Below are 25622 nucleotides of genomic sequence, written 5' to 3'. Positions count from 1 at the left end.
CATCCAAGCAGTCCGCCGTCACCGTCGGCGCCGCGTGGGGCTCAGCGTGGCTGCAGGTCCCGTTTCTGCTCCGGTACCGCGCCGCACGGCATCGCCGGGTGCATGCCGAGCAGGACGATGCCCGTCACGATCGCCGCGAGCCCCGAGGCCTCCCAGGCCAGCGCCCCGGTGTCGGTGCGCAGCCGGTCGCCGAGGAAGCCCACCCCGCAGACGATCCCGGCCAGCGGCTCGGCCGCGGTCAGCGCCGGCAGGGACATGCGCAGCGGCGCCGTCTCGAACGCGCTCTGCACCAGGAGCAGCCCGGTGACGCCGATCACCAGCAGCCCGTACGGCTGCCAGCCGGTGAACAGTTCCGCCCAGCCGCCCGCCGAGAACCGCTGCCCGCTCACCCGGGTCAGCGCGTCCTGCACGCCGTAGAGCAGCCCGGCGGCCACCGCCAGCAGAACCGGTCCCCAACTCAGCCGGGAGCGCTTGGCGTAGGCCGTCAGCAGCAGGGCCACGCCCACCATCACGCCGATGATCAGCCAGTGCCGCAGCGGGTCGGTGACGGCGCTGCCGGCGCGCGGCCGGCCCGCCACGATGAACGCGGTCACGCCGCCGGCCAGCAGGGCGAGCCCCGCCCAGCCCTGTCCGCCCAGGGGCTGTCTGGTCTGCCGCCGGGACAGCGCGAGGGCGAACAGCAGGTTCGTGGCCAGCAGCGGTTCCACCAGCGAGATCTCACCCCGGCCCAGGGCGAGGGCGCCCAGCACCATGCCGCCGATCATCAGCCCCAGACCGCCCAGCCAGCGTGGCACCCGGATCAGGTCCAGCAGCAGCCGGGGCGAGAGGAAGTCGCTGAGCGGTGCCCGCTGGGCCGCGTTCTGCTGGAGCACGAAACCGAAGCCCAGACAGCAGGCGGCGCTCACGGCGAGAATCACAACCAGAACCGACACGCTGCGTACCTCGATCATCCGGCCGGGCCACGGGGTGCGTAATGGCCGACTGTAGCGTCCCGGGACCCGGTCCGCCGCCGGGATGGTCCGGATTCGGGCGGGCCATCCCGGTCACGACACCCCGCGCCCGGGGCGCGGACTCGGCTCCGGACCGTGGTGGAATCCGCGGCGACCGCCGCGCCATGGCGTAGGCCATAGGAGTGAACGTCCCGCCGCAGGGACCGACGCCACGGCCCGGTGACCCCCTCTCTTCACAAGTGCCGCCTGGGCCAGGGCAGTTGACGCGTGTAACGCACGGCCGACCCTTGACGGGGTGCGTTGGCTGGGGGTTTGCTGTCCGTGATCAGCCGATGGCAAGCCGATGACCGACGAGCAAGCCGAGGCCGGTGAGCCGAACGGGGGGCCGCTCCCGGGGCGCGCGCCGGGCCACGAAACAAAGAGCGCGTGAGGAAGTTCCGCGGTGTCCCCACCCCCGCCTCCCCTCGGACGCGGCCGCAAGCGCGCCGCCCAGGCCTTCGACACCGCGCTCGACGACACCGAACTCCGCGAGGCACGCGCGGCGTTGGCGCAGGGAAGGTGGCAGGCGGTGCGCTCGCTGCTGGTGCGCACCAAGGACGACTGGGACCGCCGAGGCCACCGGGTCACCGTCCTCGCGGAGGAGTCCCACACCGCGGCCTGGACCCGTGAGTGGCTGCTCGCCGAGCCCGAGTCCGCCGACGCCTCCGTCCTGCTCGGCATGTCCCTGGTGCAGGGCGCCCTGTCCGGCAGGGAGAAGCCGGACCGGGCCCGTGAGGCCTGCCGTGCGGCGGCCGCGCTGGCGCCCGCCGACCCCACGCCCTGGTTCGGCCTGCTCCTGCTGGAGCGGGGCCTCGGCGACGAGGAGGAGGTCGTCCGCCTCTTCGACAGGGTCCGCCACCGCCACCCCGACCACCACCACGCCCACCATCTGATGGTGGCCCAGCTGGCCGAGCGGCAGGCCGACGCCGGCCCCGACCCGCTGCACGAGGTCTACGACTTCGCCAACTGGGCCGCCGAGCAGGCGCCCGCCGACTCGCCTCTCGCCATGCTCCCGGTGGTCGCGCACGCCGAGCGCTACCGCGTCCTGGCCGGCGCGGGCCACGTACAGGCCGACCCGGCCGCTTCCGGACACTGGACGGGCCGCAGGGCCCGGCAGGTGATGAAGGCCGCCTTCGACTGGTGGCTGGAGTGGGAGCAGGAGGGCCATCCCCGTCGCCTGGTCGATCTGAACCTCCTCGCCCACGCCAAGCACTGCGAGGGCCGGGGTGCCGAGGCCGCCGCCCTGTTCCACCGCATCGGCGACCATCCCACCCAGGCGCCGTGGGCGTACCCCGACCGAGATCCGTACACCGCCTTCCGCATCGCGCGCGCCGCCGCGCTCGGTGCGGTGTAGTGCCCAGCAACCCCGTACGCACCACGACCCCGACGCCCGAAAGGACGAACCCCCGATGACGACGGGCAGTTCGAGCACGAGCAGAACCACCGCCGACGGTGGCGGCATCAGCACCTTCAAGGGGCAGGAGCGCGCCCTGCGCGCCGACCGCCTCGGCACGGGGGGGCTGCTGCTCTCCGTGCTTGCCGCGACCGCCCCGCTCATGGTGGTCGCGGGTGTCATGCCCACCACATTCGCGGTGATGGGGATCGTCGGACAGCCGCTGCTCTTCGTCCTCCTCGGCACCGTACTGATCCTCTTCAGCTTCGGGTACGCCGAGATGAGCCGCCATGTCCACAACGCGGGCGCCTTCTACGCGTACATCTCGCGCGGCCTCGGCGGCACGGCGGGCGCCGGCGCGGCGCTCGTCGCACTCGTCGCCTACAACGCGCTCCAGGCCGGCATCTACGGGATCTTCGGCTTCGAGGTCTCCAACCTGTTCGCCACCTACGCCGACCTCACCGTGGCCTGGTGGATCCCCGCGCTCGTGGCCGCGGCCGTCGTCGGCGCGCTCGGCTGGCTGAAGATCGACGTCAACGCGCGCGTGCTCGGCGTACTCCTGGTCATCGAGGTCGTACTCGTCGTGATCTTCGACGTGGCCGCGATCGCCGACCCGGCCAAGGAGGGCCTGTCCCTGCACGCCTTCAACCCGGACACGCTCGCCGGCGCCGGAATCGGCACCGCGCTGTGCTTCTGCATCGCCGCCTTCCTCGGCTTCGAGCAGGCCCCGGTGTACGCCGAGGAGACCAGCCGCCCGCACGTCCTGGTCCCGCGCGTGATGTTCCTCGCCGTCGCCGGCGTCGCCGTCTTCTTCGCGATCAGCAGCTGGGCCCTCACCATCGCCACCGGCCCCGCGGCGATCATCGGCACGGCGCAGAAGGAGAGCGCCGGACTGCTGTTCACCCTGACCGAGTCGCGGCTCGGCGGCACCTTCACCGACGTCCTGCACGTCCTGTTCGTCACCGGCATGTTCGCGGCCATGCTGAGCTTCCACAACGTCGTCGCCCGGTACGCCTTCGCCATGGGCCGCGAGGGCCTGCTCCCGGCCGCCTTCGGACGCACCTCCAGCTCCAGCGGCGCGCCCGCGACCGGATCCCTCTCGCAGACCGTCGTCTCGCTGGTCATCGTGATCGCCTTCGCCGTCACCGACGACAAGCCGACCGGCGACCCGACCGCGCCCGTGCTGCACCTGTTCACCTGGTTCGGCAACCTCGGCGCGCTCGGCGTCATCGTGCTGATGGCGGCGGCCAGCGTGTCGGTGATCGTCTTCTTCGTGCGCCGCGGCGCCGCGGCGGCGCAGGCCTGGCGGCTGGTCACCTCCGCCGTGGCCGGCCTGGCCCTGCTGGTGATCGCCACCTACACGGTCAAGGACTTCGACGTCCTGGTCGACGCCGGCCCCGGCTCGCTCCTGAGCCGTGTGCTGCCCGGCATCATCGGCCTCGCCCTTGTCGTCGGCCTGGTCCAGGGCACCGTCCTGCGCTCCCGCCGGCCGGAGGCGCACGCCCGCATCGGCCTCGGCAACGAGGCCTTCCAACTGGAGAAGGCGGCCGAGGCGGCGGAGACCGCTGAGGCCGCGGAGACGGCGGAGGCGGCGTCCTAGGCCCGGGTACGGAAAACCCCGGGCACGGAAAACAATGACGGAAGTCTGACGAGCATCCGCGATCCCTGGCCCGCAGGGAGCGCGGGTGCTCGAATGAAGACGTGAACCCCGAACTTCCGCAGGAGGAGGGCCGGCCCGAGGAGGAAGGCCGCCCCGTAGGCCGCCGCGTCTTCCTCGCCACCCTCGGCCTCGGCGCCCTCGGCGTCGCCACCGCGCCCACGCTGCAACGCGGCATGGAGGGCCTGCTCGGCGCGGTGTCCGGCAAGGACCCCACCGGCCTGACCGGCCTGCTGCCCAACGGCGGCGGCTTCCGCTACTACTCGGTCGCCGCCTCGGTCCCGCACAAGGACGCCACGGACTACCGCCTCACCGTCGACGGCCTCGTCGACCACCCCGCCACCTACACGCTGGACGACCTCAGGGCCCTGCCCCGGACCCGGCTGGTCCGCGACGTCCAGTGCGTCACCGGCTGGCGGGTGCCAGGCACCCCCTTCGAGGGCGTACGGCTCTCCCGGCTGCTCGACGCGGCCGGAGTGCGGGCGGGCGCCCGGGCCGTCCGCTTCACCTGCTTCGACGGCACCTACACCGAGAGCCTCACCCTCGCCCAGGCCCGCCGCCCCGACGTGCTCGTCGCGCTGCGCATGCAGGGCAAGGACCTGGCCCACGCGCACGGCGGGCCGGTCCGCCTGTACGTGGCCCCCATGTACTTCTACAAGTCGGCCAAGTGGCTCTCCGGCATCACCGTCACCGACCGCGTCGAGCCCGGCTACTGGGAGAACCTCGGCTACGACGTCGACGCCTGGGTCGGCCGTTCGAACGGACGCGGCGATGTCCCTACGAGCTGACGCCCCGGCGCCGCCCGGCACGTCCGGCACCCGCGTCCGCCGCTTCACCCGGGCCGAGCGGTGGGTGCACCGCACCACCGCCGCGCTCATGGGCGTGTGCGTGGTGACGGCGGCCTGCCTCTACATCCCCCAGCTCGCCGAACTGGTCGGCCGGCGCGAACTGGTCGTCCGCGTCCACGAGTGCGCGGGCCTCGCCCTGCCCGTACCGGTCCTGCTGGGCCTGGCCTCCCGCGCCTTCCGCGCCGACCTGCGCTTCCTCAACCGCTTCGGCCGGCACGACGGGGTCTGGCTGCGCGCCGCCCTGCGCCGGGACCGCGGGTCCGCCTCCCGCCCGGCCGGGAAGTTCAACGCCGGCCAGAAGATCTACGCCGCCTGGATCGCCGGGGCGGGACTGGTCATGCTCGGCACGGGCCTGATGATGTGGTTCACCCACCTCACCCCGGTGGCCTGGCGCACCAGCGCCACCTTCGTCCACGACTGGCTCGCCCTGACCATCGGCGTCGTCCTGGGCGGCCACATCGGCATGGCCCTCGGCGACCCGGAGGCCCGCCGAGGCATGCGCACCGGCCTGGTGAGCCGCGCGTGGGCGGACGAAGAACACCCGCTGTGGCGTCCGTAGAACCACCACGCGGGCGCGAGGACCGGTGGCGGCACGGGAACGAACGGAAGCGGCGGCCGTGACCGGGCGATGCCCCGGCCACGGCCGCCGCCGACCGCGTACCCCTAGATCACCAGGGACAGCAGCAGCACCACGGCGCCCGCCACCACCGAGATGATCGTCTCCATGACCGACCAGCTCTTGATCGTCTGGCCGACGCTCAGCCCGAAGTACTCCTTCACCAGCCAGAACCCGGCGTCGTTGACATGGCTGAAGAACAGCGAGCCCGCGCCGATGGCCAGCACCAGCAGAGCGGCGTGGGTGGACGACATGTCGGCCGCGAGCGGGGCGGCCAGACCGGCCGCCGAGATGGTCGCCACCGTCGCGGAACCGGTCGCGAGCCGGATCGCCACCGCGATCAGCCAGCCGAGGAGCAGCGCCGGGATCGACCAGTCCTTGGAGACGTCCAGGACCATCTGACCCACACCGGCGTCGATCAGTGTCTGCTTGAAGCCGCCGCCCGCGCCCACGATCAGCAGGATGCCGGCGATGGGCATGAGGCCCTTCTCGACGGTGGAGGAGATCCGCTCCTTGCTGAACCCGGCCGGCATCCCCAGCGTGAAGACGCCGACGAGCACGGCGGCAAGCAGCGCGATCATCGGGGAGCCGACGACGTCGAAGACACGCTGGGTCATGTTCGCCGGGTCGTCCACGACGATGTCGACCAGGGCCTTGGCCAGCATCAGCACCACCGGGAGCAGCACCGTGGCCAGCGTGGCGCCGAAGCCCGGACGCCGCTGGAGCTCCTCCGAAGGGCGCTGGGGCAGCATCCGGTCCGGGACGGGGACGTCCACCCAGCGGGCCGCGACCTTGGCGAACAGCGGACCCGCGATGACCACCGTGGGTATGGCGACGAGGATGCCGAGCGCCAGCGTCACGCCCAGGTTGGCCTTGACCGCGTCGATGGCGACCAGCGGGCCGGGGTGCGGCGGGATCAGGCCGTGCATCACGGACAGACCGGCCAGCGCCGGCACACCGATGCGCATCAGGGAGTAGTTGCCGCGCTTGGCCACCATCAGCACGACCGGGATCAGCAGCACGATGCCGACCTCGAAGAACAGCGGCAGACCGATCACGGACGCGATGAGCACCATCGCCCACGGCATCGCACGGCCCTTGGCCTTCGCCAGGATCGTGTCGACGACCTGGTCGGCGCCGCCGGAGTCGGCGAGCAGCTTGCCGAGGATCGCGCCGAGGGCGATGAGCACGCCCACGCCGGCGACGGTGGAGCCCAGGCCGGCGGTGAAGCTGGCGATCGCCTTGTCGAGCGGTGCCCCGGCGACCGCGCCGAGCACGAGCGTTCCGATGGTCAGGGACAGGAAGGCGTGCAGCTTGAACCGGGTGATGAGCAGGACGATGACGGCGATGCCCGCGAGGGCGGCGATGCCGAGCTGGGCATGGCCGGCCGAGGTGATCGGCGCGGGCGCGTCCGCTGCCAGCATCTCGACGCTGAGTCTGGTCACGGTGTTCCCTTGCTGGTGAAGATGGACGGTGGGGAGAGGTGTGCCGCGGTCGGCGGGCGTGGGGGTGAGGCGCCGCGGCTCAGGGCCGCTGCTCCTCGGGGGACCGCGCGGAGCTGTCGAGGCCGTCCAGCGCGGACAACGCGCGTGCGGTGATCTCCTCGGGCGACCCGGCGACGTCGACGGCGACGCCCCGCTCGTCCCGCTGGAGCGGCTCCAGCGTGGCGAACTGCGAGTCCAGCAGCGCCGTCGGCATGAAGTGCCCCTGGCGGTGCGCCATCCGGTCCTCGATCAGCTTCCGGTCGCCCGTCAGGTGCACGAAGACGACGCCGGGAGCCGCGGCCCGCAGCCGGTCGCGGTACGACCGCTTCAGCGCCGAGCTGCTCACCACCCCGCCAAGACCCGCCCGCCCGTGCGCCCAGGCGCCGATGGCATCCAGCCACGGCCACCGGTCCTCGTCGCCGAGCGGGATCCCGGCCGTCATCCTGTCGATGTTGGCCTGCGGGTGGAAGTCGTCGCCCTCGGCGTACGGAACGCCGAGCCGGGCCGCGAGCAGGGGACCGATCGTGGTCTTGCCCGTGCCGGCGACGCCCATCACCACGACGACGTGGGGGGTGCGCATCACTGCCTCGCTGTCTTCCTCGACATGGAACGCCGACATCCGGCATTCGCCACACTGAAACCCATAGGTACGACTAATTCAAGGGTGTGTGGCATATAAGTCTGACTTTTTGAGATCGTGACCCGCCCCGTACGCTGAGTGCATGAGCACACCGGGCCGAGGGCTGCACGGCCGCGTACTGGACACCCTCGGCCCCGCCATCACCGCGGGTGAGTACCCGCCGGGCAGCGTGCTGCGCACCGACGAACTCGCCCAGGGCTTCGACGTGTCACGCTCCGTGATGCGCGAGGCGGTGCGCGTCCTGGAGTCCATGCACCTGGTCGCCTCCCGCCGCCGCGTCGGCGTGACCGTGCTCCCCCAGACCGAGTGGAACGTCTACGACCCGCAGGTCATCCGCTGGCGCCTGGCCGGCGCCGACCGGCCACGGCAACTGCGGTCGCTGACCGTGCTGCGCTCCGCCGTCGAACCGGTCGCCGCGGGCCTGGCCGCCCGGCTCGCCACCGCCGAGCAGTGCGCCGAACTCACCGAGTGCGCCCTCGGCATGGTGGCCAACTCACGCGGCCACCACCGGCTCCAGGAGTACCTGGTCCACGACATCGCCTTCCACCGGGTGATCCTCAGCGCCTCCGGGAACGAGATGTTCGCCCGCCTCGGCGACGTGGTCGCCGAGGTCCTGGCGGGCCGCACCCACCACGAGGTCATGTTCGAGGAGCCCGATCCCGCGGCCGTCACCCTCCACGTCCAGCTCGCCGAGGCGGTCCGGGCCCGCGACGAGGAACTCGCCGAGCGGCTGACCCGCGAGATCACCACGGGAGCCCTCCAGGAACTGGACGTCCTGGCGCCGTAGCCCCGCGCTCGCCTCACTGCTCGGGGAAGTCCCCGTCCACGTACACCCACGCCCCGTCGACCCGCTCGAACCGGCTGCGTTCGAGCAGCGAGCCGCCGCGGTGGGACGCCCGGAACGTCACCGTCCCGGTGCCGTGGAAGGCCGAACCGTCCGTCGCGCCGAGGATCTCGAGCCCCGTCCAGCGCATCCCGGGATCGAGGTCGAGCCGCGCCGGCCGGGTCCGCGGGTGCCAGGTCCGCAGCAGATACCCCGCGTCCCGCCGCACGAAGGCGCAGTACCGCGAGCGCATCAGCGCCTCGGCGGTCGGGGCGGTGGCAGGACCGCCGTGATAGCGGCCGCAGCAGCTCTCGTACGGCTCGGGCAGCCCGCACGGGCAGGAACGCGTGGTCATGCCCCCATTCTGCCCGCGGCGGCGCGCCCGCCCGCCGCCGGTACGGCCGCCGCCCCGGTTCACCCGCTTCCCGGTCGCCCCTGCCTCCCTCGCGCCCGTGCGGCACGCGCGCGGGGGAGGCACAGTGGAAGACGGAGGCCTCGCCGGGGCACCCGTCGCCCCGACGCCGTGGCCTTGCCTCCCACCGGAGTTGAGGAGACACGGACGATGACTCGACCCATCGGCAGCCGGCCTCCGTCCGTCAAGGAGTGGCGGCTCAGCCTGTACCTGTCCGAGCACGACCCGGACACCACCGCCCGGATCGTCCTGGACACCGGCGACAACGTGCTGGAGACCCGCGCGGAGGCCCGCCGCAATCCGTACGACATGGCGGTGCCCGAGATCGGCGACGAACTCGCGGCCGGCCGCGCGCTCATCGCGCTCGGCCGTGAGCTGCTGCGCGCCGCCGCGGGCGACATCGACGCGGTGGGAGCGCCCGAGGCGATCCCTCCCGCTCCCCTGTGGACCTCCAGGGAGTGAAGGAGCCGCACGGTGCTCTTCACGGACCGTGTCGAGGCGGGACGGCGACTGGCCGCCCGTCTTGACCACCTCACCGGCCAGGACGTCGTGGTGCTCGGCCTGCCCCGGGGCGGCCTCCCCGTGGCCGAGGCCGTCGCGGACGCCCTCGGCGCACCGCTGGACGTGTGCCTGGTACGGAAACTGGGCGTCCCCTCCCACCCGGAGCTGGGCATGGGGGCGATCGGCGAGGACGGCGTACGCGTCCTCGGCGAGGACGTGCTGCGCGAGGCACGCGTCACACCCGGAGAACTCGCGCGCGTCGAGGAGCGCGAACGCCGCGAACTCGACCGGCGTGCGGCGCGCTACCGGGGCGAACGGCCGCCGGTCGCCGTCGCGGGCCGGACCGTCGTGGTCGTCGACGACGGCGTGGCCACCGGCTCGACCGCACGCGCGGCCTGCCGGACGGTACGCGCCCGTGGCGCCGCGCGGACCGTGCTGGCGGTCCCCGTCGCACCGCCGGACTGGACGTACCGGATCGGCGGCGAGGCGGACGAGCTGGTGTGCCTGGACACCCCGCCGGACTTCTTCGCGGTCGGCCAGTTCTACGCCGACTTCGCCCAGCTCGACGACGAGGACGTCGTCGCCTGCCTCCGCCGGGCGGCGGCACGCGCCCACGGGGTCCCCGTCGACCGCGAGGTGGAGGTGGAGGCCGGCTCCGTGCGGCTCGGCGGCCACCTGACCGTGCCCCCCGGCGCCGTCGGCATCGTGGTCTTCGCCCACGGCAGCGGCAGCGGACGGCACAGCCCGCGGAACCGGTTCGTCGCCGAGGGCCTGAACCGGGCCGGCCTCGGCACCCTCCTGTTCGACCTGCTCACCGCGGAGGAGGCGCGGGACCGGGCCAACGTGTTCGACACCGCGCTGCTGGCCGCCCGGCTCACCGCCGCGACCGACTGGCTGCGCGGCCGGCCCGGCACCGGGCGGCAGGCCGTCGGCTACTTCGGCGCCAGCACCGGCGCGGCCGCCGCCCTGCGGGCCGCGGCGGAACGCGGCGCGGACATCGCCGCCGTGGTCTCCCGCGGCGGCCGTCCCGACCTCGCCGGGCCGCGCCTGCCGGACGTGACCGCGCCCACGCTGCTGATCGTCGGCGGGGCCGACGACGTGGTCCTCGACCTCAACCGCGAGGCGCAGGCCCTTCTGCGCTGCGAGAGCCGTCTCAGCGTCGTTCCCGGTGCCACCCACCTCTTCGAGGAGCCCGGCGCCCTGGAGACGGTGACCGGACTGGCCCGGGACTGGTTCACGGACCACATGGCGGCGGCGCACGTGTAGCCCGGGGCTGATGTGGTGTGTGGTGACGACTGTGCGAGGGGAACGCGAAAACGGTGTCGACCGACAAGCGGTCGACACCGTCTTCTGCCGGTGTCCGAGGGGGGACTTGAACCCCCACGCCCGATAAAGGGCACTAGCACCTCAAGCTAGCGCGTCTGCCATTCCGCCACCCGGACCAGGTGTCTGTCGTGCGGGGCTTCCCGCCGCGACGAAGGAAACATTACCAGGCTTTCGGGCAGGTCCGATCACCCGCTCTGCCCGCAGGCCGTGCGGGGGCGGGCCGGGGCGGGGAGGCTCTCTTGGGGTTGGCGCGGGGGAGGGGGAGGATGAGTGGACCACCGGCACACGGGGTGGCCACCAGCGCACAGCGGGAGGAAGCAGCGTGAGCGAGACGGGCACGGCCAGGGGCGTCACCGGCGAGGACGAGGTCGTGGACCTCTGCCGCGAGCTGATCCAGATCGACACCAGCAACTATGGCGACCACTCCGGGCCGGGTGAGCGCGCGGCGGCCGAGTACGTCGCCGAGAAGCTCGCCGAGGTGGGCCTCGAGCCGAAGATCTTCGAGTCGCACCCGGGCCGGGCCTCCACGGTGGCCCGTATCGAGGGCGAGGACCCCTCCCGGCCCGCGCTGCTGATCCACGGCCACACCGACGTCGTACCGGCCAACGCCGACGACTGGACCCACCACCCCTTCTCCGGCGAGGTCGCGGACGGGTGCGTGTGGGGCCGCGGCGCGGTCGACATGAAGGACATGGACGCGATGACGCTGGCGGTCGTGCGCGACCGGCTGCGCGGCGGGCGCAGGCCCCCGCGGGACATCGTGCTCGCCTTCCTCGCCGACGAGGAGGCGGGCGGCACGTACGGCGCCCGGTACCTGGTGGACCGGCACCCGGATCTGTTCGAGGGGGTCACCGAGGCGATCAGCGAGGTCGGCGGGTTCTCCTTCACCGTCAGCGAACAGCGGCGGCTGTACCTGATCCAGACGGCCGAGAAGGGCATGCACTGGATGAAGCTGACCGTGGCCGGCACCGCCGGGCACGGCTCGATGATCCACCGGGACAACGCGATCACCGAGCTGTCGGAGGCCGTGGCCCGGCTCGGGCGGCACAGGTTCCCGGTGCGGGTGACCAAGACCACCCGCGCCTTCCTGGACGAACTGGGCGACGCGCTCGGCACCAAGCTCGACCCGGAGGACATGGACGGCACGATCGCCAAGCTCGGCGGCATCGCCAAGCTCATCGGCGCCACCCTGAGCAACACGGCCAACCCCACGCAGCTCGGAGCCGGTTACAAGGTCAACGTCATCCCGGGCGAGGCGACCGCGCACGTCGACGGGCGGTTCCTGCCCGGCTTCGAGGAGGAGTTCCTCGCGGACCTGGACCGCATCCTGGGTCCGAGGGTCAAGCGCGAGGACGTGCACGCCGACAAGGCCGTCGAGACCACCTTCGACGGGGCCCTGGTGGACGCGATGCAGTCCGCGTTGCTGGCCGAGGACCCGGCCGCGAAGGCCATCCCGTACATGCTCTCCGGTGGCACCGACGCCAAGTCCTTCGACGACCTGGGCATCCGGGGCTTCGGCTTCGCGCCGCTGAAGCTGCCGCCGGAGCTGGACTTCGCGGGCATGTTCCACGGCGTGGACGAGCGGGTGCCGGTGGACGGTCTGAAGTTCGGGGTGCGAGTGCTCGACCGGTTCATCGACGCGTCCTGAGGCGCGTAGTGGGGCGCGTTGTGAGGCGTGTCCCGCGATCCGTCCCGTCCGTCATCACCGGCTTGACCCCGGTAATCGCCCGCACGTGCGGAAATGACCGGGACGGGTGAATGCGACCATAAGCTCGTATCCCGATTAGTTCCTCCTCGTTACAGGTGATGCGATCAGCAATATGAGATCGCCTTTTGCCAACGAGGAGGAATAATGATCAAGAAGGTCGTCGCTGCCGCGGTCGCCACCGGTGGACTGGTTCTCGCGGGCGCCGGTATGGCCGCCGCCGACTCGGGCGCGCAGGGTGCTGCGGTGCAGTCCCCGGGTGTCCTTTCCGGCAACGTCATCCAGGTTCCCGTTCACGTGCCGGTGAACGTGTGCGGCAACACGATCTCGGTGATCGGGCTGCTGAACCCCGCCTTCGGCAACACCTGCGTCAACCACTGACGTTGTGCCCCGCCCCGTGAGGGTCTGACTCCATCGACTCCGTGGGGGGTCTGAACCCGTCGGCCCCGGAGCGCCCGCCATGCGCTCCGGGGCCGACCGGTTTGCAGGCGCGGTCCCGACGTCGGAACTCCGACGGTCGCGATCGCGCGTTCCGGAAGGTTCGAGAAGGTCGAAGGCAGGGATTCAGCAACATGCGACAGGTCACCCGCAAGGGCCTGATGACGGTGGTCGCGGCCACCGGCGTGATCGCCGCGGCGGGCGGTTACGCCCACGCCGACGCGGGCGCGTCCGGCGCCGCGTCCGGTTCACCGGGCGTGCTGTCCGGCAACACCGTGCAGGTGCCCGTGCACGTGCCGGTGAACGTCTGCGGCAACACGATCAACGTCGTCGGGCTGCTCAACCCGGCGGCGGGCAACACCTGCGTCCAGCGGGGCGGCAGCCACGGGGGCGGGAACAACGGCGGCTCCCACGCCGAGGGGCGCACCAGCGGCTCGCCGGGCGTCGGCTCGGGCAACACGGTGCAGGTGCCGGTCGACGTGCCGGTCAACGTCTGCGGCAACAGCGTCGACGTGATCGGTGCGGCCAACCCGGCCCTGGGCAACCACTGCGCCAACGGCGGCGGAAGCCACACCACGCCTCCGGGCGGCGACCGGGAGGACCCGCCCAGCACACCCCGACACCCGGGCCACCCCGGTCACCCGGGCCACCCCGGTCACCCGGGCCACCCGGGTACGCCCGGAACCCCTGGCACTCCTGGAACGCCGGGCACTCCCGGAACTCCGGAGACTCCCGGAAACCCCGGCACTCCGGGCACTCCCGAGACTCCTGGCACGCCGGCCACGCCTCCCTCCGCGGGTGGCGGCAGCGGCACCCCCGGTGGCTCGACGCGGGTGAACCATCCGGCCGCGCAGTCCGTCGCCGCGACCGACAGCCGGGCGCAACTCGCCCAGACCGGCAGCGAACTGCCCATGGGCACCGTCCTGCCGGTGGGCGCGGGCGCGCTGCTCGCGGGTGCCGTGCTGTACCGCAAGGCACGGGCCTCGGCCAGGTAGTCCGACGACGGCCGTGTGCCACACGGCCTGACGGCTGTGCGCATGGACGGCTATGCGCATGACAAGGCGGGCCTCGCATCGAGCGGGGCCCGCCACGGCTCGGACCGCCTCAGCTCACCACGTGGCGCGCACCTGGCGGATGATCCGCCGGCGCAGCCGCACCCTGCGGCTGCCGTCGCGCAGCAGGCTCAGTCGGTACAACTCCCAGTGTCCGTACTCGGCGTGGTCCGTCAGCAGACGTGCCGTCTCCTTGCGGGACACCCCGCGCGGGACGAACACGTCGACAAATTCGTATTCCGGCATCGCATCTATTGTGCGGGCTGGGGCCCGGTACGGATAGCGTCTGCACTATGTCTGATGCTGCGCAGCCCACCGCTGCCGAGGTACGCGCCGCCGCCGAGGCGGTCAAGACCGCGCTCGACCGCCACCTGGCCGCGGTCGAGCGCCGGTCGGGGGACGAAGACCCGGCCGTCTACGAGGCGTTCAACCAGCTGGCCGCGGCCGCGGAGGCGTACGACGAGCTGCTCTACGACCGCTACGACGAGGTCACGCCCTTCGAGATCCCCGGTGACGACTCGCTGCCGCCGTACACGGGCCCGGAGGAACCGAACGCGATCAGCGTGCTGATCCGCCGCGACTACGCCGTGGCCGAGCCGCAGCGGCTGCTGGCGCAGGCCCAGCGGGTGGAGGCCGCGGACTCCGACGCCGTCCTGGGCACCGCCGAGGGTGCGTCCGGCACGGTGCACGGGGCGATCGGCATCCTGTTCGGCGAGTTCGAACCGGACGAGATCGCCTCCCGGCACAAGGAGTTCGGCCTGGAGGAGGGCGACTCCACGCTGTGGGTCACCGCCGCGGACGAGCCCGCCGACCCGGGCGACTGGCTGGACGCCCCCTTCGAGCACGTCGACCCGGAGCGGGTCGTGTGCCGCTTCGACGTCAGCGCGGTCTTCGACGACGAGGACGAGGAGCTGGACGACGGCGATCTCGACGGGGACGAGGACGAGGACCTCGACGAGGACGACTTCAACGCGCCGCTCGACGACGAGGACCTGGAACCGCTGGACGCGAACGACCGCTGAGGCCTCGGGCGGCCCGGCGGCCGGCCGGCCCGCCCGGCCGCGTGCCGGTGGGCCGGGCCGTGCGCCGGGTGGGTCCGCGACGGCCGAGGCGTGTCCTCCGGGCTGTCAGCCGGCCGTCCCCTCCTGTGTCCGGGTGTCCTGCGCCGGAGGCTGGAGCAGGGCGGGCAGACGGGTCGTACGGGGCTTGGCCGCGACCTCGGCGACCGCCCGCGGGAGTGCCTGCTCCACGCCGTGCACCACGGACAGATGCCGGGAGGCCCGGCTGAACGCCGTGTAGATCCACGGGCGGCTGAGTGCCTGTGCCGCGTCGCCGGGCAGCACCACGACCACCGCGGGCCACCGGCCGCCCACGGCCTGGTACGCGGTCAGTGCCCATCCGTGCCGCAGACGCGTCTCCACCCACTCCTTCGGTACCACCACGTGGGCGCCCGAACAGGACAGGTGCAGCCCCTCGGCGTCGGCCTTCACCACATGACCGGGCAGCGTACGGCCCGGGGCGGGGGAGTAGGCGATACGGTCGCCCGGGTCGAAACCGCCGAAGCGGCCGGGCCCCGGGTTGAGCCGCTCCTTCAGCGCCGTGTTCAGCGCACGCGTACCGGCCGCGCCGCCGTGACCGGGGGTGATCACCACGGTCTGCTCCGCCGGGACGCCGATCGCCCGGGGCACCGAGTCCGCGACGAGCTGCACGGTCCGGTGCACGGCCTCGCCCGCGTCCCGCACCGGGACGATCACGACCTCCTTGCCGGGCGCCGCCACCTGGTTCAGCTCGCCCACGCCGATACCGGAGACCAGCTCGCCCAGCGGGCCCGGATCCGGAACGCGCGAGGCGATCTGCGGGCACACCCGCGCGGCCAGCAGATCCGCGAACACCCGGCCCGGCCCCACGGACCACAGCACCGCCGGATCCCCGGCCGCCACCAGCCGCGCCCCGTCCGGCAGCGATTCGACCAGCAGGGCCGCCGTCTCGACGTCCAGTTGGGGCGCGTCGAGCACGACGAGGAGGTCGAGGGCGAGGGAACCGTCCTCGTCCCGGCCGGGGCCCTCGGCGCCGGACAGCAGTCCGGCCACTGTGGCGACGGGGAGCGCGGGCGGCTGAGGGGGCTCCTGCGCCTCCTGGGCCTCCTGCGTCTCCTGGGCCTGCGGAAGCCGCCGGAGGAGCTGCCCGAAGCCGTCCCGGCCGAGCGGGCTGTGGGCGGCGGCCCAGGCGCGCAGTCCGAGACGCCGTGCCTCGGCCAGCAGCCGCGCGGGCTCCACGCGGGACGCCTCCCCGCCGGTGTGCAGCACCAGGCCGTGCCCGGCGACGGCGCGGAGCAGCTCGGCGGCCGAGCCCTGGGCCAAGGCGGCGGCCTGCTCCCAGTCCGGGGCCGAACCGCCTTCCTTCGGCGTGGAGTTGATCAGGCGGGCGAGTCCGTCGGCCAGGCTCTCCTCGGCGAGCGCGTACCGCTCGAGACCGACGAGGACACGCACCGGGCGCTCGCCGTCCTCGTCCGCATCCTCGGTGGCCGGGGCGTCCTCCAGGGCGTCCTGGAACACCAGGGCCTCGCCCTCCGTCAGCGTGGCGTTCAGGACAGCCTCGGGGTCGGGCACCGCCCGCTGGGCCAGGGCGGCGGTCAACGCCGGGGCCTCCAGGGCCGTGTGCCCGGCGAGGGCGGCCTGTTCCAGCAGCCACACGGTGAAGGCCCGGCCGCGGCGCTCGTCGTCCGGGCCGCACTCCGCGCCGAGCAGGGCGCGCGCGAATCCGTCGGCCTGCTCCGGTCGCACGCCGGTGACGTGCAGCAACTGCCAGGGGTCCTCCTGCAGCCGCTCCTCCGCGCCCTCGCCGAGGGCCGTGGCGACCTGCGGGGCGAGCGTCTCCGGGGCACCGCCCCGGGCCAGTACCCGGCGCACCCCCTCGACGGTCAGGGGCGCCGGGGCGGCGGGCGCGGTGACGGGCTCGGGGGCTTCGGTCATCGGCCGCCGTGCCGGTTCGGGGGCCGGACGGCGCGGTGCGGGCTCGGGTTCGGCGAAGACGGTGGCCGCGGGCTTCTCACCGCTCTCCACGGCCCGCACGGCGGCCAGCAGGTCGGCCGCGGTGCCGCTGAGCCTGCCGCCGCTCTCGATCGGCCCCTTCCGCTCGGCCTTCCGCTGCTCGATCCGCGCCCGCTCCATCCGCTGAGCCGCCAACTCGGCCTCGGCCTCGGACCTCTTGTCCCCACCCGAACCGCCGGCCTCCGCGCCGGCCTGCCCGTCCGCCGCCCCCGACTGCCCGTCGTCCGCCGAGCCGCCGTCACCCGCGCTGTCCGCGTCCGATCCGTCCGCGCTGTCCGCCGAGGCGCCGACCCGCTCGTCCGCCTCCGTGCCGGGGCGTCCGTCCTCCGCGTCAGTCCGCGAGCCCGCCGCACCCGACTGCCCGTCGTCCGCCGAGCCGCCGTCGCCCGATCCGTCCGCGCCATTCGCCGACGCGGCGGCCCGCCCGTCCGTCCCGGCATCCGACTGCCCGTCGTCCACCGAGTCGTCATCGCCCTCGACGCCCACGCTGCCCTCCGGGCCGCCGCCAGCATCCGGAGCGGTGTCCGCTCCCGAGTCCGCGCCGCCCGCGTCGGTTTCCGTACCGCCGCCCGACGTGTCGCCCTCCGCGACCGGGTCGTCGTGGCGTGGGCCGTTGTCCGCCCCGGGGTCCGGGGTGCCAGGCCCGGTCTGTTCCGTGGTCTCCGGCTCCGTGCTCACAGCGTGCTCCAGTCGTGATCGGGATAGCGGTGCACGGGCTCCGACACGTCGTCGAGGGCCCGGCAGATCTCGTCAGGAAGACTAAGCGCCTCCACTGACAGCACCGCCGTGAGCTGCTGCGCGTTGCGGGTGCCGACGATCGGCGCGGCCACGCCGGGCCGGTCCCGCACCCAGGCGAGGGCCACCTGGAGCGGGGTCACCGCCAGCCCGTCCGCCGCCGTGGACACCGCGTCCACGATGCGGGCCGCGGTGTCGTCCAGGTACGGCTCGACGAACGGCGCCAGGTGCTCCGAGGCGCCCCGCGAGTCCGGCGGTGTCGCGTTGCGGTACTTGCCGGTCAGCACGCCCCGGCCCAGCGGTGAGGACGGCAGCAGACCGACGCCCAGGTCCAGCGCGGCGGGCAGCACCTCGCGCTCCACGCCGCGTTGCAGCAGCGAGTACTCCATCTGCGTGCTCGCGAGCCGCGTCCGGGCGCCGGGCGCCGCGAGCTGCCAGGTCGCCGCCTTGGCCAGTTGCCAGCCGCAGAAGTTGGAGACGCCCGCGTAGCGCACCCGGCCGCTGCCGACGGCGAGGTCGACCGCGTGCAGGGTCTCCTCCAGCGGCGTGTGCGGGTCGAAGGCGTGGACGTGCCACACGTCGACGTAGTCCGTGCCGAGGCGGGCGAGGGAGGCGTCAAGCGCCGCCAGCAGATGGCCGCGGGAGCCGTCGAAGCGCCGGTCCGGGTCGGGCACGCTGCCCGCCTTGGTCGAGAGGACCAGGTCGCGGCGGGGCACGAGGCCCTCCATGAGCCGCCCGAGCAGATACTCGGCCTGTCCGTCGCCGTAGACGTCCGCCGTGTCGACGAGGGTGCCGCCCGCCTCCCAGAACACCTTCAGCATGTCCGCGGCGTCGTGCTCGTCGGTGTCCCGGCCCCAGGTGAGGGTGCCGAGGCCGATGCGGGACACGCGCAGGCCCGTACGGCCGAGATGCCTCTGCTCCATGGTCGCGAGATTACTGGCCACGGCCGACACGTGGGTGACCTGTGGACAACCCGGTTTCCGCCCTCCGGCCGGCGCCGCGAACCGGTCGTACCGCAGGTCGCGCACTGCCGTGGGCCGCGGGGCCGCGCTAGTGTTCCCCGCACAACGGACGTTACTGATCGGTAAGGGGAACGGCATGCAGCTCGGGATCAACCTCGGCTACTGGGGTGCCGGCATGGACGCGGACAACCTGGCCGTCGCGCAGGAGGCGGACCGGCTCGGATACGCCGTGTGCTGGGCCGCCGAGGCCTACGGCTCGGACGCGGCCACCGTGCTCACCTGGGTCGCCGCACAGACCGAGCGCATCGACGTGGGCTCGGCCATCTTCCAGATCCCGGCCCGGCAGCCCGCGATGACGGCGATGACGGCCGCCACGCTGGACTCGCTGTCCGGCGGCCGCTTCCGGCTCGGCCTCGGCGTCTCGGGACCGCAGGTGTCCGAGGGCTGGTACGGCGTGAAGTTCGACAAGCCGCTGGCCCGCACCCGCGAGTACGTCGAGATCGTCCGCAGGGCGATGACGCGGGAGCGGCTGACGTACGACGGCGAGCACTGGACGCTGCCGCTGCCGGGCGGCCCCGGCAAGCCGATCAAGCTGACCGTGCACCCGCAGCGCGAGCACATCCCGCTCTACATCGCCGCCATCGGCCCCAAGAACCTGGAACAGACCGGCGAGATCGCCGACGGCGCGCTGCTCATCTTCCCCTCCGCCGACCACCTGGAGGAGACCGCCGTCACGTACCTGCGCGCGGGCCGCGAGAAGGCGGGCCTGACCCTGGACGGCTTCGACGTCTGCCCGACCCTGCCGCTGGCCGTCGGCGACGACAAGGACGTGTCCGCTCTCGCCGACACCTTCCGCCCCTACACCGCGCTGTACGTGGGCGGCATGGGCAGCCGCAAGCAGAACTTCTACAACCAGCTCGCCCGCCGCATGGGCTACGAGAAGGAGGCCGCCGAGATCCAGGACAAGTACCTGTCCGGCGACAAGCAGGGCGCCGCGGCCGCCGTACCGCAGCAGCTCATCGACCAGACCACGCTGCTCGGCTCCGTCGACCGGGTCGCGGACCGCATGAAGGCCTACGCGGCGGCCGGGGTGACCACGCTGACGCTCGCCCCCGCGGGGTTCACGCTGGAGGAGCGGCTCGCCTCGCTCCGGGCCGGCACCGAGGCCCTGGAGCGCGCGGGACTGGCATGACCGCCCGCCGCGACAGGGGCGGGCGGCACGTCCGGGGCTTTTCGCGGCCGTGGTGGGGGCTCGGGGGTCTTCCCCGCCACGGCCGTCACGGAGAACAACGCGGCGGCCGCCGCGCGGTTACGCCCGCGTCCGGTCCGGTTCCGGTCACCGCGTGTTCCTCCGTTCGGAGCAGTACGTCTCACAGCCAGCCCCGCCGCTTGAACAGCCGGTACAGCAGCATCTCCAGAAGGGCCATCAGCAGGATCACGGCCGGGTAGGACCAGAGCCAGTGCAGCTCCGGCATGTGCGTGAAGTTCATGCCGTAGACGCCGGCGATCATCGTGGGCACCGCGGCCATGGCCGCCCACGCGGAGATCTTCCGCATGTCGTCGTTCTGCTGGACGCCGGTCTGCGCGAGGTGCGCCGACAGGATGTCCGAGACCAGCCGGTCCAGGCTCTCCACCGAGTCGTTGACCCGGGTCAGATGGTCACCGACGTCCCGGAAGAAGGGCCGCGCCCGGTCGTCCACGAACGGCACGGCGGGCGTGAACGGGCCCGTGCCGGTGCCGCCCAGGCGGGACATCGGCAGCGCCAGCGGGCCCGTCGCCCGCCGGAACTCCGTGACCCGGCGTTTGAAGGCGTAGATCCGTGAGGCGGAGTTCCGCGAGCCGGCCCCGTCCGGCGAGAAGACCTCCGCCTCCAACTCCTCCAGGTCCGTCTGGAGCTCGGCGGCCACGTCCAGATAGTGGTCGACGGTGGTGTCGGCGATCGCGTACAGCACGGCGGTCGGACCGTGGCCGAGCATGTCCGGCTCCTGTTCGAGGCGGTGCCGCACGGCGGCCGGCCCGTCGCCCTCGCCGTGGCGGACCGTCACCACGAACAAGTCGCCCAGGAAGACCATGATCTCGCCGGTGGAGACGGCGTCGCCGCGCGGTTCGTACACCACGGGCTTGAGCACCACGAACAGCGAGTCCTCGTAGACCTCCAGCTTGGGCCGCTGATGCGCCTTCAGGGCGTCCTCGACCGCCAGGGGATGCAGCGAGAACTCCTCGGTGACCAGGGCGAACTCCTCCTCGCTCGGCTCGTGCAGCCCCACCCACACGAAACCCCCGGCGGCCCGTGCCGCGGCCAGGGCACCGGAGAGTCCGCCGGAGTCCGGTGTGCGGTGGCCGTCGCGGTAGACGGCGCAGTCGACGATCACAGAGTGCGTTCTCCCTTCGTCCGGTCGCCACCAGAAGCGTCCGTACGCCTACCCTGGCCGCATGCCCACGCTGATCCTCGTAAGGCACGGACGCTCCACCGCCAACACCGCCGGGCTGCTCGCCGGCTGGACCCCCGGGGTCGCCCTGGACGAACGCGGCACCGCACAGGCCGCCGCGCTGCCGGGGCGGCTCGACGGACTGCCGATCGCCGAAGTCGTCACCAGCCCGCTCCAGCGCTGCCGGGAGACGGTGGGACCGCTGCTGGACTCCCGGCCGGAACTGACCGCGCACACGGACGAGCGGATCGGCGAGTGCCACTACGGCGACTGGTCCGGCCGCAAGCTCGCCGAACTCAAGGACGAGCCGCTGATGGAGGTGGTGCAGGCGCACCCCTCGGCCGCCGCGTTCCCCGGCGGCGAGTCCATGCGCGCGATGCAGACCCGGGCCGCCGAGGCGGTGCGCGAGTGGAACGCGCGCGTGGAGCGCGACCACGGCGCCGACGCCGTCTACCTCATGTGCTCCCACGGTGACATCATCAAGTCCCTCGTCGCGGAGGCGCTCGGACTTCACCTGGACCTCTTCCAGAGGATCTCCGTCGAACCCTGTTCCGTCACCGCGATCCGCTACACCCGGTTGCGGCCCTTTCTGGTGCGGCTCGGCGACACCGGGGACTTCGCGTCCCTGGCGCCGCGCGAGGAGCCGGAAGACGGCGACGCACCCGTCGGGGGCGGCGCGGGCGCACCGTGATCTTCGGCCGCAGTAGGGTGAAGCGGTCGCCCCCGACTTCCCCATTCAGACGCTCTCACGATTCCCATGGAGACAGGACGTGTCCCGTCAGGTGTTCCTCTACGACCCCCCGGACCGCTTCGTGGCCGGCACGGTCGGGCTGCCCGGGCGCCGTACGTTCTTCCTCCAGGCTGCCGCGGGCCCCCGGGTGACCAGCGTGGCCCTGGAGAAGACCCAGGTCGCCGCGCTCGCCGAGCGCATGGACGAGCTGCTGGACGAGGTGTTGCGCCGCAGCGGCGGCAGCGCTTCCGTGCCCGCCGTGGCGCCCAACGAGATCGCCGACAGCGACCCGCTGGACACTCCCATCGAGGAGGAGTTCAGGGTGGGCACCATGGCGCTCGCCTGGGACGGCGAGGAACAGCGCATGATCGTCGAGGCGCAGGCCCTCGTCGAGCTCGACGCGGAGTCCGAGGAGGACCTCGCCGAGGCCGAGGAACGGCTGCTCCAGGACGAGGAGAACGGCCCCCCGATGCTGCGGGTCCGGCTCACCGGCGCGCAGGCGAGGGCCTTCGCCAAACGCGCCCTCGACGTCGTCAACGCCGGGCGGCCGCCGTGCCCGCTGTGCAGCCTCCCGCTCGACCCGGAAGGACACGTATGTCCGCGCCAGAACGGATACCGCCGCGGCGCGTGACGCCCGGCGCCGAGGCCGCCGAACTGCTCGCCCACGGCGAGCTGACCGTGCGCGGCCGCATCCGCGAGGCCTCCAACGCGGCGCTGTTCTGCACGGTCGCCCTGGACGGCCGTGAGGCGTCCTGCGTGTACAAGCCGGTCGCCGGTGAGCGGCCGCTGTGGGACTTCCCCGACGGCACCCTCGCCGCGCGCGAGGTGGCGGCGTACGAGGTCTCCGAGGCGACCGGCTGGTCCCTGGTGCCGCCCACCGTGCTGCGCGACGGCCCGTACGGCGAAGGCATGGTCCAGCTGTGGATCGAGGCGGCCCCGGAAGCCGAGCTGCTCGCGCTGCTGGACGCCGAGGAACCCGGCCCGGGATGGCGGGCGATCGGCTTCGCCGAGGTCGGTGAGGGGCGCACGGCGCTGCTGGTGCACGCCGACGACGAGCGGCTGCGCCGTCTCGCCGTGCTCGACGCGGTGATCAACAACGCCGACCGCAAGGGCGGCCATCTGCTGCCGACCACCGACGGGCACCTCTACGGCATCGACCACGGCGTCACCTTCAACGTCGAGAACAAGCTGCGCACCCTGCTGTGGGGCTGGGCGGGCGACCCCCTCCCGCCGGAGGTCCTGGCCGTCCTCAAGGTGCTGTGGGACGCCCTCCGCGACGGCGCCCCGCTGGCGACCCGGCTGGCCGCCCTGATCACCCCCGCCGAACTCGAGGCCACCCGGGCACGGGTGACCACGCTGCTCGCCTCCGGCACCCACCCCGAGCCGGCCGGGGACTGGCCCGCGATCCCATGGCCGCCCGTCTGAGAGCGGACCAGTCCGAGAACAGAGGGAACTGTCCGAGAACGGATGGCCGACCCGCCGTTCGGGGTGGTCCGGTTCGAAGACGGGACCGCGGTCCGGTTACGCTCATGACATGCATGCCTGGCCCGCTTCCGAAGTCCCCGCCCTGCCTGGTGAGGGCCGCGACCTCAGGATCCACGACACCGCGACCGGCGGCCTGGTCACTCTCGACCCCGGTCCCGTCGCCCGTATCTATGTCTGCGGCATCACGCCGTACGACGCCACCCACATGGGGCACGCGGCGACCTACAACGCGTTCGACCTCGTACAGCGCGTGTGGCTCGACACCAAGCGCCAGGTGCACTACGTCCAGAACGTGACCGACGTCGACGATCCCCTGCTGGAGCGGGCGCAGCGCGACGACGTCGACTGGGTGGAGCTGGCCGAGCAGGAGACCGCGCTGTTCCGCGAGGACATGACGGCCCTGAGGATGCTGCCGCCCCGGCACTACATCGGCGCCGTGGAGGCCATACCCGGGATCGTCCCGCTGGTCGAGAGACTGCGCGACCTGGGTGCGGCCTACGAGCTCGAAGGCGACGTCTACTTCTCCGTCGAGTCCGACCCCCACTTCGGCGAGGTCTCCCGCCTGGACGCGGCGGCCATGCGGCTGCTGTCCGCCGAGCGCGGCGGCGACCCGGACCGCCCCGGCAAGAAGAACCCGCTCGACCCGATGCTGTGGATGGCCGCACGGGACGGCGAGCCGAGCTGGGACGGCGGTTCACTCGGCCGCGGCCGGCCCGGCTGGCACATCGAGTGCGTCGCCATCGCCCTGGACCACCTCGGCATGGGCTTCGAGGTGCAGGGCGGCGGCTCCGACCTCGCCTTCCCGCACCACGAGATGGGCGCCTCGCACGCCCAGGTGCTCACCGGCGAGTTCCCCATGGCCAAGGCGTACGTCCACGCCGGCATGGTCGCGCTGGACGGCGAGAAGATGTCCAAGTCCAAGGGCAACCTGGTCTTCGTGTCGAAGCTCAGGCGCGACGGCGTCGACCCCGCCGCGATCCGCCTCGCGCTCCTCGCCCACCACTACCGCTCCGACTGGGAGTGGACCGACCAGGTGCTCCAGGACGCCGTCGAGCGTCTTGACCGCTGGCGCTCGGCCGTCTCCCGGCCCGACGGCCCGTCCGCGGACGCGCTGGTCGAGGAGATCCGCGACGCCCTCGCCGACGATCTGAACGCCCCCGCGGCCCTCGCCGCGGTCGACCGCTGGGCGGCCCTCCAGCAGGAGCGCGGCGGAGAGGACATCGGCGCCCCCGGCCTCGTCTCGCGCGCCGTGGACGCCCTGCTGGGTGTGGCTCTCTGACCCGAACGGCCCGACACGGCAACAGGGGCGGTGCGCACGAAGCGCACCGCCCCTGATCCGTTCACTCCTCCGACGAGTCGGTCCCGGCGTCCCCGTCGTCCGACTCCGCCTTCGGCGGTCGCGGCGGCCGGGACCGGCCACCGGAGCCGTCCCGCAGATACGAGCCGCCGTCGCCGCCGTCCGCCGTGGCGTGGCCGCCCGGCGACGGACCGCCGCCGTCCCGGCGCCGCAGATACCGCTCGAACTCACGGGCGATCGCCTCGCCCGACGCCTCCGGCAGCTCGGCGGTGTCCCGGGCCTCCTCCAGCGTCTGGACGTACTCCGCGACCTCGCTGTCCTCGGCGGCGAGCTGGTCCACGCCCACCTGCCAGGCACGCGCGTCCTCCGGCAGCTCACCCAGCGGAATGCGCAGGTCGAGCAGGTCCTCCAGCCGGTTCAGGAGGGCCAGCGTCGCCTTCGGGTTCGGCGGCTGGGACACGTAGTGCGGGACGGCCGCCCACAGCGACACGGCCGGGACACCCGCGTGCGTGCAGGCCTCCTGGAGGATGCCGACGATGCCCGTCGGCCCCTCGTACTTGGTCTCCTCCAGGTCCATGCGGCGGGCCAGGTCCGTGTCCGACGTGGTCCCGCTGATCGGGACCGGACGCGTGTGCGGGGTGTCGCCGAGCAGCGCGCCCAGGATGACGACCAGCTCCACGCCCAGCTCGTGCGCGAAGCCGAGCAGCTCGTTGCAGAACGAGCGCCAGCGCATGGACGGTTCGATGCCCCGGACCAGCACCAGGTCGCGCGGCTTGTCCCCGCCGACGCGCACCACCGACAGCCTGGTCGTCGGCCAGGTGATCTTGCGCACGCCGCCGTCCATGAACACCGTGGGACGGTTGACCTGGAAGTCGTAGTAGTCCTCGGCGTCCAGCGCCGCGAAGACCTCGCCCTTCCACTCCCTCTCCAGATGCGCGACCGCGGTGGAGGCGGCGTCGCCGGCATCGTTCCAGCCCTCGAACGCGGCCACCATGACCGGGTCGATCAGCTCGGGAACCCCCTCGAGCTCGATCACCCAGTGCCTCCTTC

The 25622-nt window shown here is 73.0% G+C and carries 25 protein-coding genes and 1 tRNA gene; 16 read left to right on the top strand and 10 right to left on the bottom strand.

Features of this window, described 5'->3' with window-relative positions:
• Nucleotides 1-41 precede the first annotated feature (41 nt).
• Nucleotides 42-950, bottom strand: a complete 909-nt coding sequence (locus ACIP4X_RS15865) for a DMT family transporter (RefSeq protein ID WP_358735283.1) — start codon at nucleotides 948-950, stop codon at nucleotides 42-44.
• A 442-nt stretch (nucleotides 951-1392) separates the two neighbouring features.
• Here ACIP4X_RS15865 and ACIP4X_RS15860 point away from each other — a divergent pair, with 442 nt between their 5' ends.
• The 4 genes from ACIP4X_RS15860 to ACIP4X_RS15845 all read left to right on the top strand — a co-directional run bounded on the left by ACIP4X_RS15860 (nucleotide 1393) and on the right by ACIP4X_RS15845 (nucleotide 5446).
• Nucleotides 1393-2343 carry a hypothetical protein gene (locus ACIP4X_RS15860; RefSeq protein ID WP_391456395.1) on the top strand — a complete coding sequence of 317 codons (951 nt, stop codon included), beginning with the start codon at nucleotides 1393-1395 and terminating at the stop codon, nucleotides 2341-2343.
• Nucleotides 2344-2398: 55 nt separating this feature from the next.
• Complete coding sequence (locus ACIP4X_RS15855; protein WP_391456397.1) at nucleotides 2399-3982, top strand: APC family permease; 1584 nt, start codon at nucleotides 2399-2401, stop codon at nucleotides 3980-3982.
• A 101-nt stretch (nucleotides 3983-4083) separates the two neighbouring features.
• Entirely contained in the window at nucleotides 4084-4827 is a 744-nt protein-coding gene (locus tag ACIP4X_RS15850; protein WP_358737241.1) for a molybdopterin-dependent oxidoreductase, read from the top strand.
• The gene (locus ACIP4X_RS15845; protein WP_391456400.1) at nucleotides 4811-5446 is read left to right on the top strand and encodes a cytochrome b/b6 domain-containing protein; all 636 of its coding nucleotides are present in this window, start codon (nucleotides 4811-4813) and stop codon (nucleotides 5444-5446) included. The genes ACIP4X_RS15850 and ACIP4X_RS15845 overlap by 17 nt, the downstream gene beginning before the upstream one ends.
• 104 nt (nucleotides 5447-5550) lie before the next feature.
• Here ACIP4X_RS15845 and ACIP4X_RS15840 read toward each other — a convergent pair whose 3' ends face one another.
• Nucleotides 5551-6948, bottom strand: coding sequence for a gluconate:H+ symporter (locus ACIP4X_RS15840; protein WP_391456401.1), 1398 nt, complete (start codon nucleotides 6946-6948; stop codon nucleotides 5551-5553).
• Nucleotides 6949-7027: 79 nt separating this feature from the next.
• On the bottom strand, nucleotides 7028-7567 hold the full coding sequence (locus tag ACIP4X_RS15835; RefSeq protein WP_358737236.1) for a gluconokinase: 540 nt from the start codon (nucleotides 7565-7567) through the stop codon (nucleotides 7028-7030).
• A gap of 142 nt (nucleotides 7568-7709) precedes the next feature.
• On the opposite strand from ACIP4X_RS15835, the gene ACIP4X_RS15830 reads away from it, so the two are divergent.
• On the top strand, nucleotides 7710-8414 hold the full coding sequence (locus ACIP4X_RS15830) for a FadR/GntR family transcriptional regulator (RefSeq protein ID WP_358737234.1): 705 nt from the start codon (nucleotides 7710-7712) through the stop codon (nucleotides 8412-8414).
• 13 nt (nucleotides 8415-8427) lie between these two features.
• Here ACIP4X_RS15830 and ACIP4X_RS15825 read toward each other — a convergent pair whose 3' ends face one another.
• Entirely contained in the window at nucleotides 8428-8805 is a 378-nt protein-coding gene (locus ACIP4X_RS15825) for a YchJ family metal-binding protein (protein WP_358737232.1), read from the bottom strand.
• Nucleotides 8806-9012: 207 nt separating this feature from the next.
• On the opposite strand from ACIP4X_RS15825, the gene ACIP4X_RS15820 reads away from it, so the two are divergent.
• Entirely contained in the window at nucleotides 9013-9324 is a 312-nt protein-coding gene (locus tag ACIP4X_RS15820) for a dsRBD fold-containing protein (protein WP_391456405.1), read from the top strand.
• A gap of 12 nt (nucleotides 9325-9336) precedes the next feature.
• A complete protein-coding gene (locus ACIP4X_RS15815) occupies nucleotides 9337-10629 on the top strand; it encodes a phosphoribosyltransferase family protein (RefSeq protein WP_358737228.1) in 1293 nt (430 codons plus the stop codon).
• Nucleotides 10630-10720: 91 nt separating this feature from the next.
• Here the strand turns inward: ACIP4X_RS15815 and ACIP4X_RS15810 are convergent.
• A tRNA-Leu gene (locus ACIP4X_RS15810) sits at nucleotides 10721-10805 on the bottom strand.
• A gap of 206 nt (nucleotides 10806-11011) precedes the next feature.
• On the opposite strand from ACIP4X_RS15810, the gene ACIP4X_RS15805 reads away from it, so the two are divergent.
• The 3 genes from ACIP4X_RS15805 to ACIP4X_RS15795 all read left to right on the top strand — a co-directional run bounded on the left by ACIP4X_RS15805 (nucleotide 11012) and on the right by ACIP4X_RS15795 (nucleotide 13827).
• Complete coding sequence (locus ACIP4X_RS15805) at nucleotides 11012-12337, top strand: M20/M25/M40 family metallo-hydrolase (RefSeq protein ID WP_391456407.1); 1326 nt, start codon at nucleotides 11012-11014, stop codon at nucleotides 12335-12337.
• Between the two features lie 204 nt (nucleotides 12338-12541).
• Nucleotides 12542-12775 (top strand): chaplin ChpH, encoded by a 234-nt coding sequence (gene chpH, locus ACIP4X_RS15800; protein ID WP_100567728.1) that lies wholly within the window; start codon nucleotides 12542-12544, stop codon nucleotides 12773-12775.
• A gap of 191 nt (nucleotides 12776-12966) precedes the next feature.
• Entirely contained in the window at nucleotides 12967-13827 is an 861-nt protein-coding gene (locus tag ACIP4X_RS15795; protein WP_401348734.1) for a chaplin, read from the top strand.
• Between the two features lie 114 nt (nucleotides 13828-13941).
• Here the strand turns inward: ACIP4X_RS15795 and ACIP4X_RS15790 are convergent, their stop codons facing one another.
• A complete protein-coding gene (locus ACIP4X_RS15790) occupies nucleotides 13942-14130 on the bottom strand; it encodes a DUF5703 family protein (RefSeq protein ID WP_358737222.1) in 189 nt (62 codons plus the stop codon).
• Between the two features lie 47 nt (nucleotides 14131-14177).
• Between ACIP4X_RS15790 and ACIP4X_RS15785 the strand changes: the two genes are divergently transcribed.
• A complete protein-coding gene (locus tag ACIP4X_RS15785) occupies nucleotides 14178-14906 on the top strand; it encodes a hypothetical protein (RefSeq protein WP_358737220.1) in 729 nt (242 codons plus the stop codon).
• Between the two features lie 105 nt (nucleotides 14907-15011).
• On the opposite strand, the gene ACIP4X_RS15780 is transcribed toward ACIP4X_RS15785, so the two are convergent.
• Both ACIP4X_RS15780 and ACIP4X_RS15775 read right to left on the bottom strand, forming a co-directional pair.
• Nucleotides 15012-17612 carry a helix-hairpin-helix domain-containing protein gene (locus tag ACIP4X_RS15780; protein WP_391456413.1) on the bottom strand — a complete coding sequence of 867 codons (2601 nt, stop codon included), beginning with the start codon at nucleotides 17610-17612 and terminating at the stop codon, nucleotides 15012-15014.
• The gene (locus ACIP4X_RS15775; RefSeq protein ID WP_391456414.1) at nucleotides 17609-18592 is read right to left on the bottom strand and encodes an aldo/keto reductase; all 984 of its coding nucleotides are present in this window, start codon (nucleotides 18590-18592) and stop codon (nucleotides 17609-17611) included. Before ACIP4X_RS15775 ends, ACIP4X_RS15780 begins: the two co-directional genes overlap by 4 nt.
• 175 nt (nucleotides 18593-18767) lie before the next feature.
• Between ACIP4X_RS15775 and ACIP4X_RS15770 the strand changes: the two genes are divergently transcribed.
• Entirely contained in the window at nucleotides 18768-19823 is a 1056-nt protein-coding gene (locus ACIP4X_RS15770) for an LLM class F420-dependent oxidoreductase (protein WP_391456416.1), read from the top strand.
• Between the two features lie 178 nt (nucleotides 19824-20001).
• Here the strand turns inward: ACIP4X_RS15770 and ACIP4X_RS15765 are convergent, their stop codons facing one another.
• A complete protein-coding gene (locus ACIP4X_RS15765; RefSeq protein WP_358737212.1) occupies nucleotides 20002-21003 on the bottom strand; it encodes a magnesium and cobalt transport protein CorA in 1002 nt (333 codons plus the stop codon).
• Nucleotides 21004-21064: 61 nt separating this feature from the next.
• Between ACIP4X_RS15765 and ACIP4X_RS15760 the strand changes: the two genes are divergently transcribed.
• The 4 genes from ACIP4X_RS15760 (at nucleotide 21065) to mshC (ending at nucleotide 24554) form a co-directional block, all read left to right on the top strand.
• The gene (locus ACIP4X_RS15760) at nucleotides 21065-21751 is read left to right on the top strand and encodes a histidine phosphatase family protein (RefSeq protein WP_358737210.1); all 687 of its coding nucleotides are present in this window, start codon (nucleotides 21065-21067) and stop codon (nucleotides 21749-21751) included.
• Nucleotides 21752-21830: 79 nt separating this feature from the next.
• Nucleotides 21831-22421, top strand: a complete 591-nt coding sequence (locus tag ACIP4X_RS15755; RefSeq protein ID WP_358737208.1) for a DUF3090 domain-containing protein — start codon at nucleotides 21831-21833, stop codon at nucleotides 22419-22421.
• Nucleotides 22385-23215 carry an SCO1664 family protein gene (locus ACIP4X_RS15750; RefSeq protein WP_358737206.1) on the top strand — a complete coding sequence of 277 codons (831 nt, stop codon included), beginning with the start codon at nucleotides 22385-22387 and terminating at the stop codon, nucleotides 23213-23215. Before ACIP4X_RS15755 ends, ACIP4X_RS15750 begins: the two co-directional genes overlap by 37 nt.
• Nucleotides 23216-23324: 109 nt before the next feature.
• On the top strand, nucleotides 23325-24554 hold the full coding sequence (mshC, locus tag ACIP4X_RS15745) for a cysteine--1-D-myo-inosityl 2-amino-2-deoxy-alpha-D-glucopyranoside ligase (RefSeq protein WP_358737204.1): 1230 nt from the start codon (nucleotides 23325-23327) through the stop codon (nucleotides 24552-24554).
• Between the two features lie 61 nt (nucleotides 24555-24615).
• Here mshC and ACIP4X_RS15740 read toward each other — a convergent pair whose 3' ends face one another.
• Nucleotides 24616-25608, bottom strand: coding sequence for a PAC2 family protein (locus ACIP4X_RS15740; RefSeq protein WP_358737202.1), 993 nt, complete (start codon nucleotides 25606-25608; stop codon nucleotides 24616-24618).
• Nucleotides 25609-25622 lie beyond the last annotated feature (14 nt).

Origin of the sequence: Streptomyces sp. NPDC088817 (assembly GCF_044750345.1) — a bacterium.
In the GTDB taxonomy this organism is placed as follows: domain Bacteria; phylum Actinomycetota; class Actinomycetes; order Streptomycetales; family Streptomycetaceae; genus Streptomyces.
The sequence above is the reverse complement of the archived record's forward strand: the minus strand, read 5'-3'. Positions and strand labels throughout refer to the sequence as shown.

Bases quoted from the DNA above. Each gene is read 5' to 3' on its own strand.
- ACIP4X_RS15865 (WP_358735283.1), bottom strand. From the start codon at position 950: ATGATCGAGGTACGCAGCGTGTCGGTTCTGGTTGTGATTCTCGCCGTG.
- ACIP4X_RS15855 (WP_391456397.1), top strand. From the start codon at position 2,399: ATGACGACGGGCAGTTCGAGCACGAGCAGAACCACCGCCGACGGTGGC.
- ACIP4X_RS15770 (WP_391456416.1), top strand. From the start codon at position 18,768: ATGCAGCTCGGGATCAACCTCGGCTACTGGGGTGCCGGCATGGACGCG.
- ACIP4X_RS15825 (WP_358737232.1), bottom strand. From the start codon at position 8,805: ATGACCACGCGTTCCTGCCCGTGCGGGCTGCCCGAGCCGTACGAGAGC.
- ACIP4X_RS15795 (WP_401348734.1), top strand. From the start codon at position 12,967: ATGCGACAGGTCACCCGCAAGGGCCTGATGACGGTGGTCGCGGCCACC.
- ACIP4X_RS15790 (WP_358737222.1), bottom strand. From the start codon at position 14,130: ATGCCGGAATACGAATTTGTCGACGTGTTCGTCCCGCGCGGGGTGTCC.
- ACIP4X_RS15775 (WP_391456414.1), bottom strand. From the start codon at position 18,592: ATGGAGCAGAGGCATCTCGGCCGTACGGGCCTGCGCGTGTCCCGCATC.
- ACIP4X_RS15820 (WP_391456405.1), top strand. From the start codon at position 9,013: ATGACTCGACCCATCGGCAGCCGGCCTCCGTCCGTCAAGGAGTGGCGG.
- ACIP4X_RS15750 (WP_358737206.1), top strand. From the start codon at position 22,385: ATGTCCGCGCCAGAACGGATACCGCCGCGGCGCGTGACGCCCGGCGCC.
- ACIP4X_RS15785 (WP_358737220.1), top strand. From the start codon at position 14,178: ATGTCTGATGCTGCGCAGCCCACCGCTGCCGAGGTACGCGCCGCCGCC.
- ACIP4X_RS15835 (WP_358737236.1), bottom strand. From the start codon at position 7,567: ATGCGCACCCCCCACGTCGTCGTGGTGATGGGCGTCGCCGGCACGGGC.
- ACIP4X_RS15845 (WP_391456400.1), top strand. From the start codon at position 4,811: ATGTCCCTACGAGCTGACGCCCCGGCGCCGCCCGGCACGTCCGGCACC.
- mshC (WP_358737204.1), top strand. From the start codon at position 23,325: ATGCATGCCTGGCCCGCTTCCGAAGTCCCCGCCCTGCCTGGTGAGGGC.
- ACIP4X_RS15760 (WP_358737210.1), top strand. From the start codon at position 21,065: ATGCCCACGCTGATCCTCGTAAGGCACGGACGCTCCACCGCCAACACC.
- chpH (WP_100567728.1), top strand. From the start codon at position 12,542: ATGATCAAGAAGGTCGTCGCTGCCGCGGTCGCCACCGGTGGACTGGTT.
- ACIP4X_RS15830 (WP_358737234.1), top strand. From the start codon at position 7,710: ATGAGCACACCGGGCCGAGGGCTGCACGGCCGCGTACTGGACACCCTC.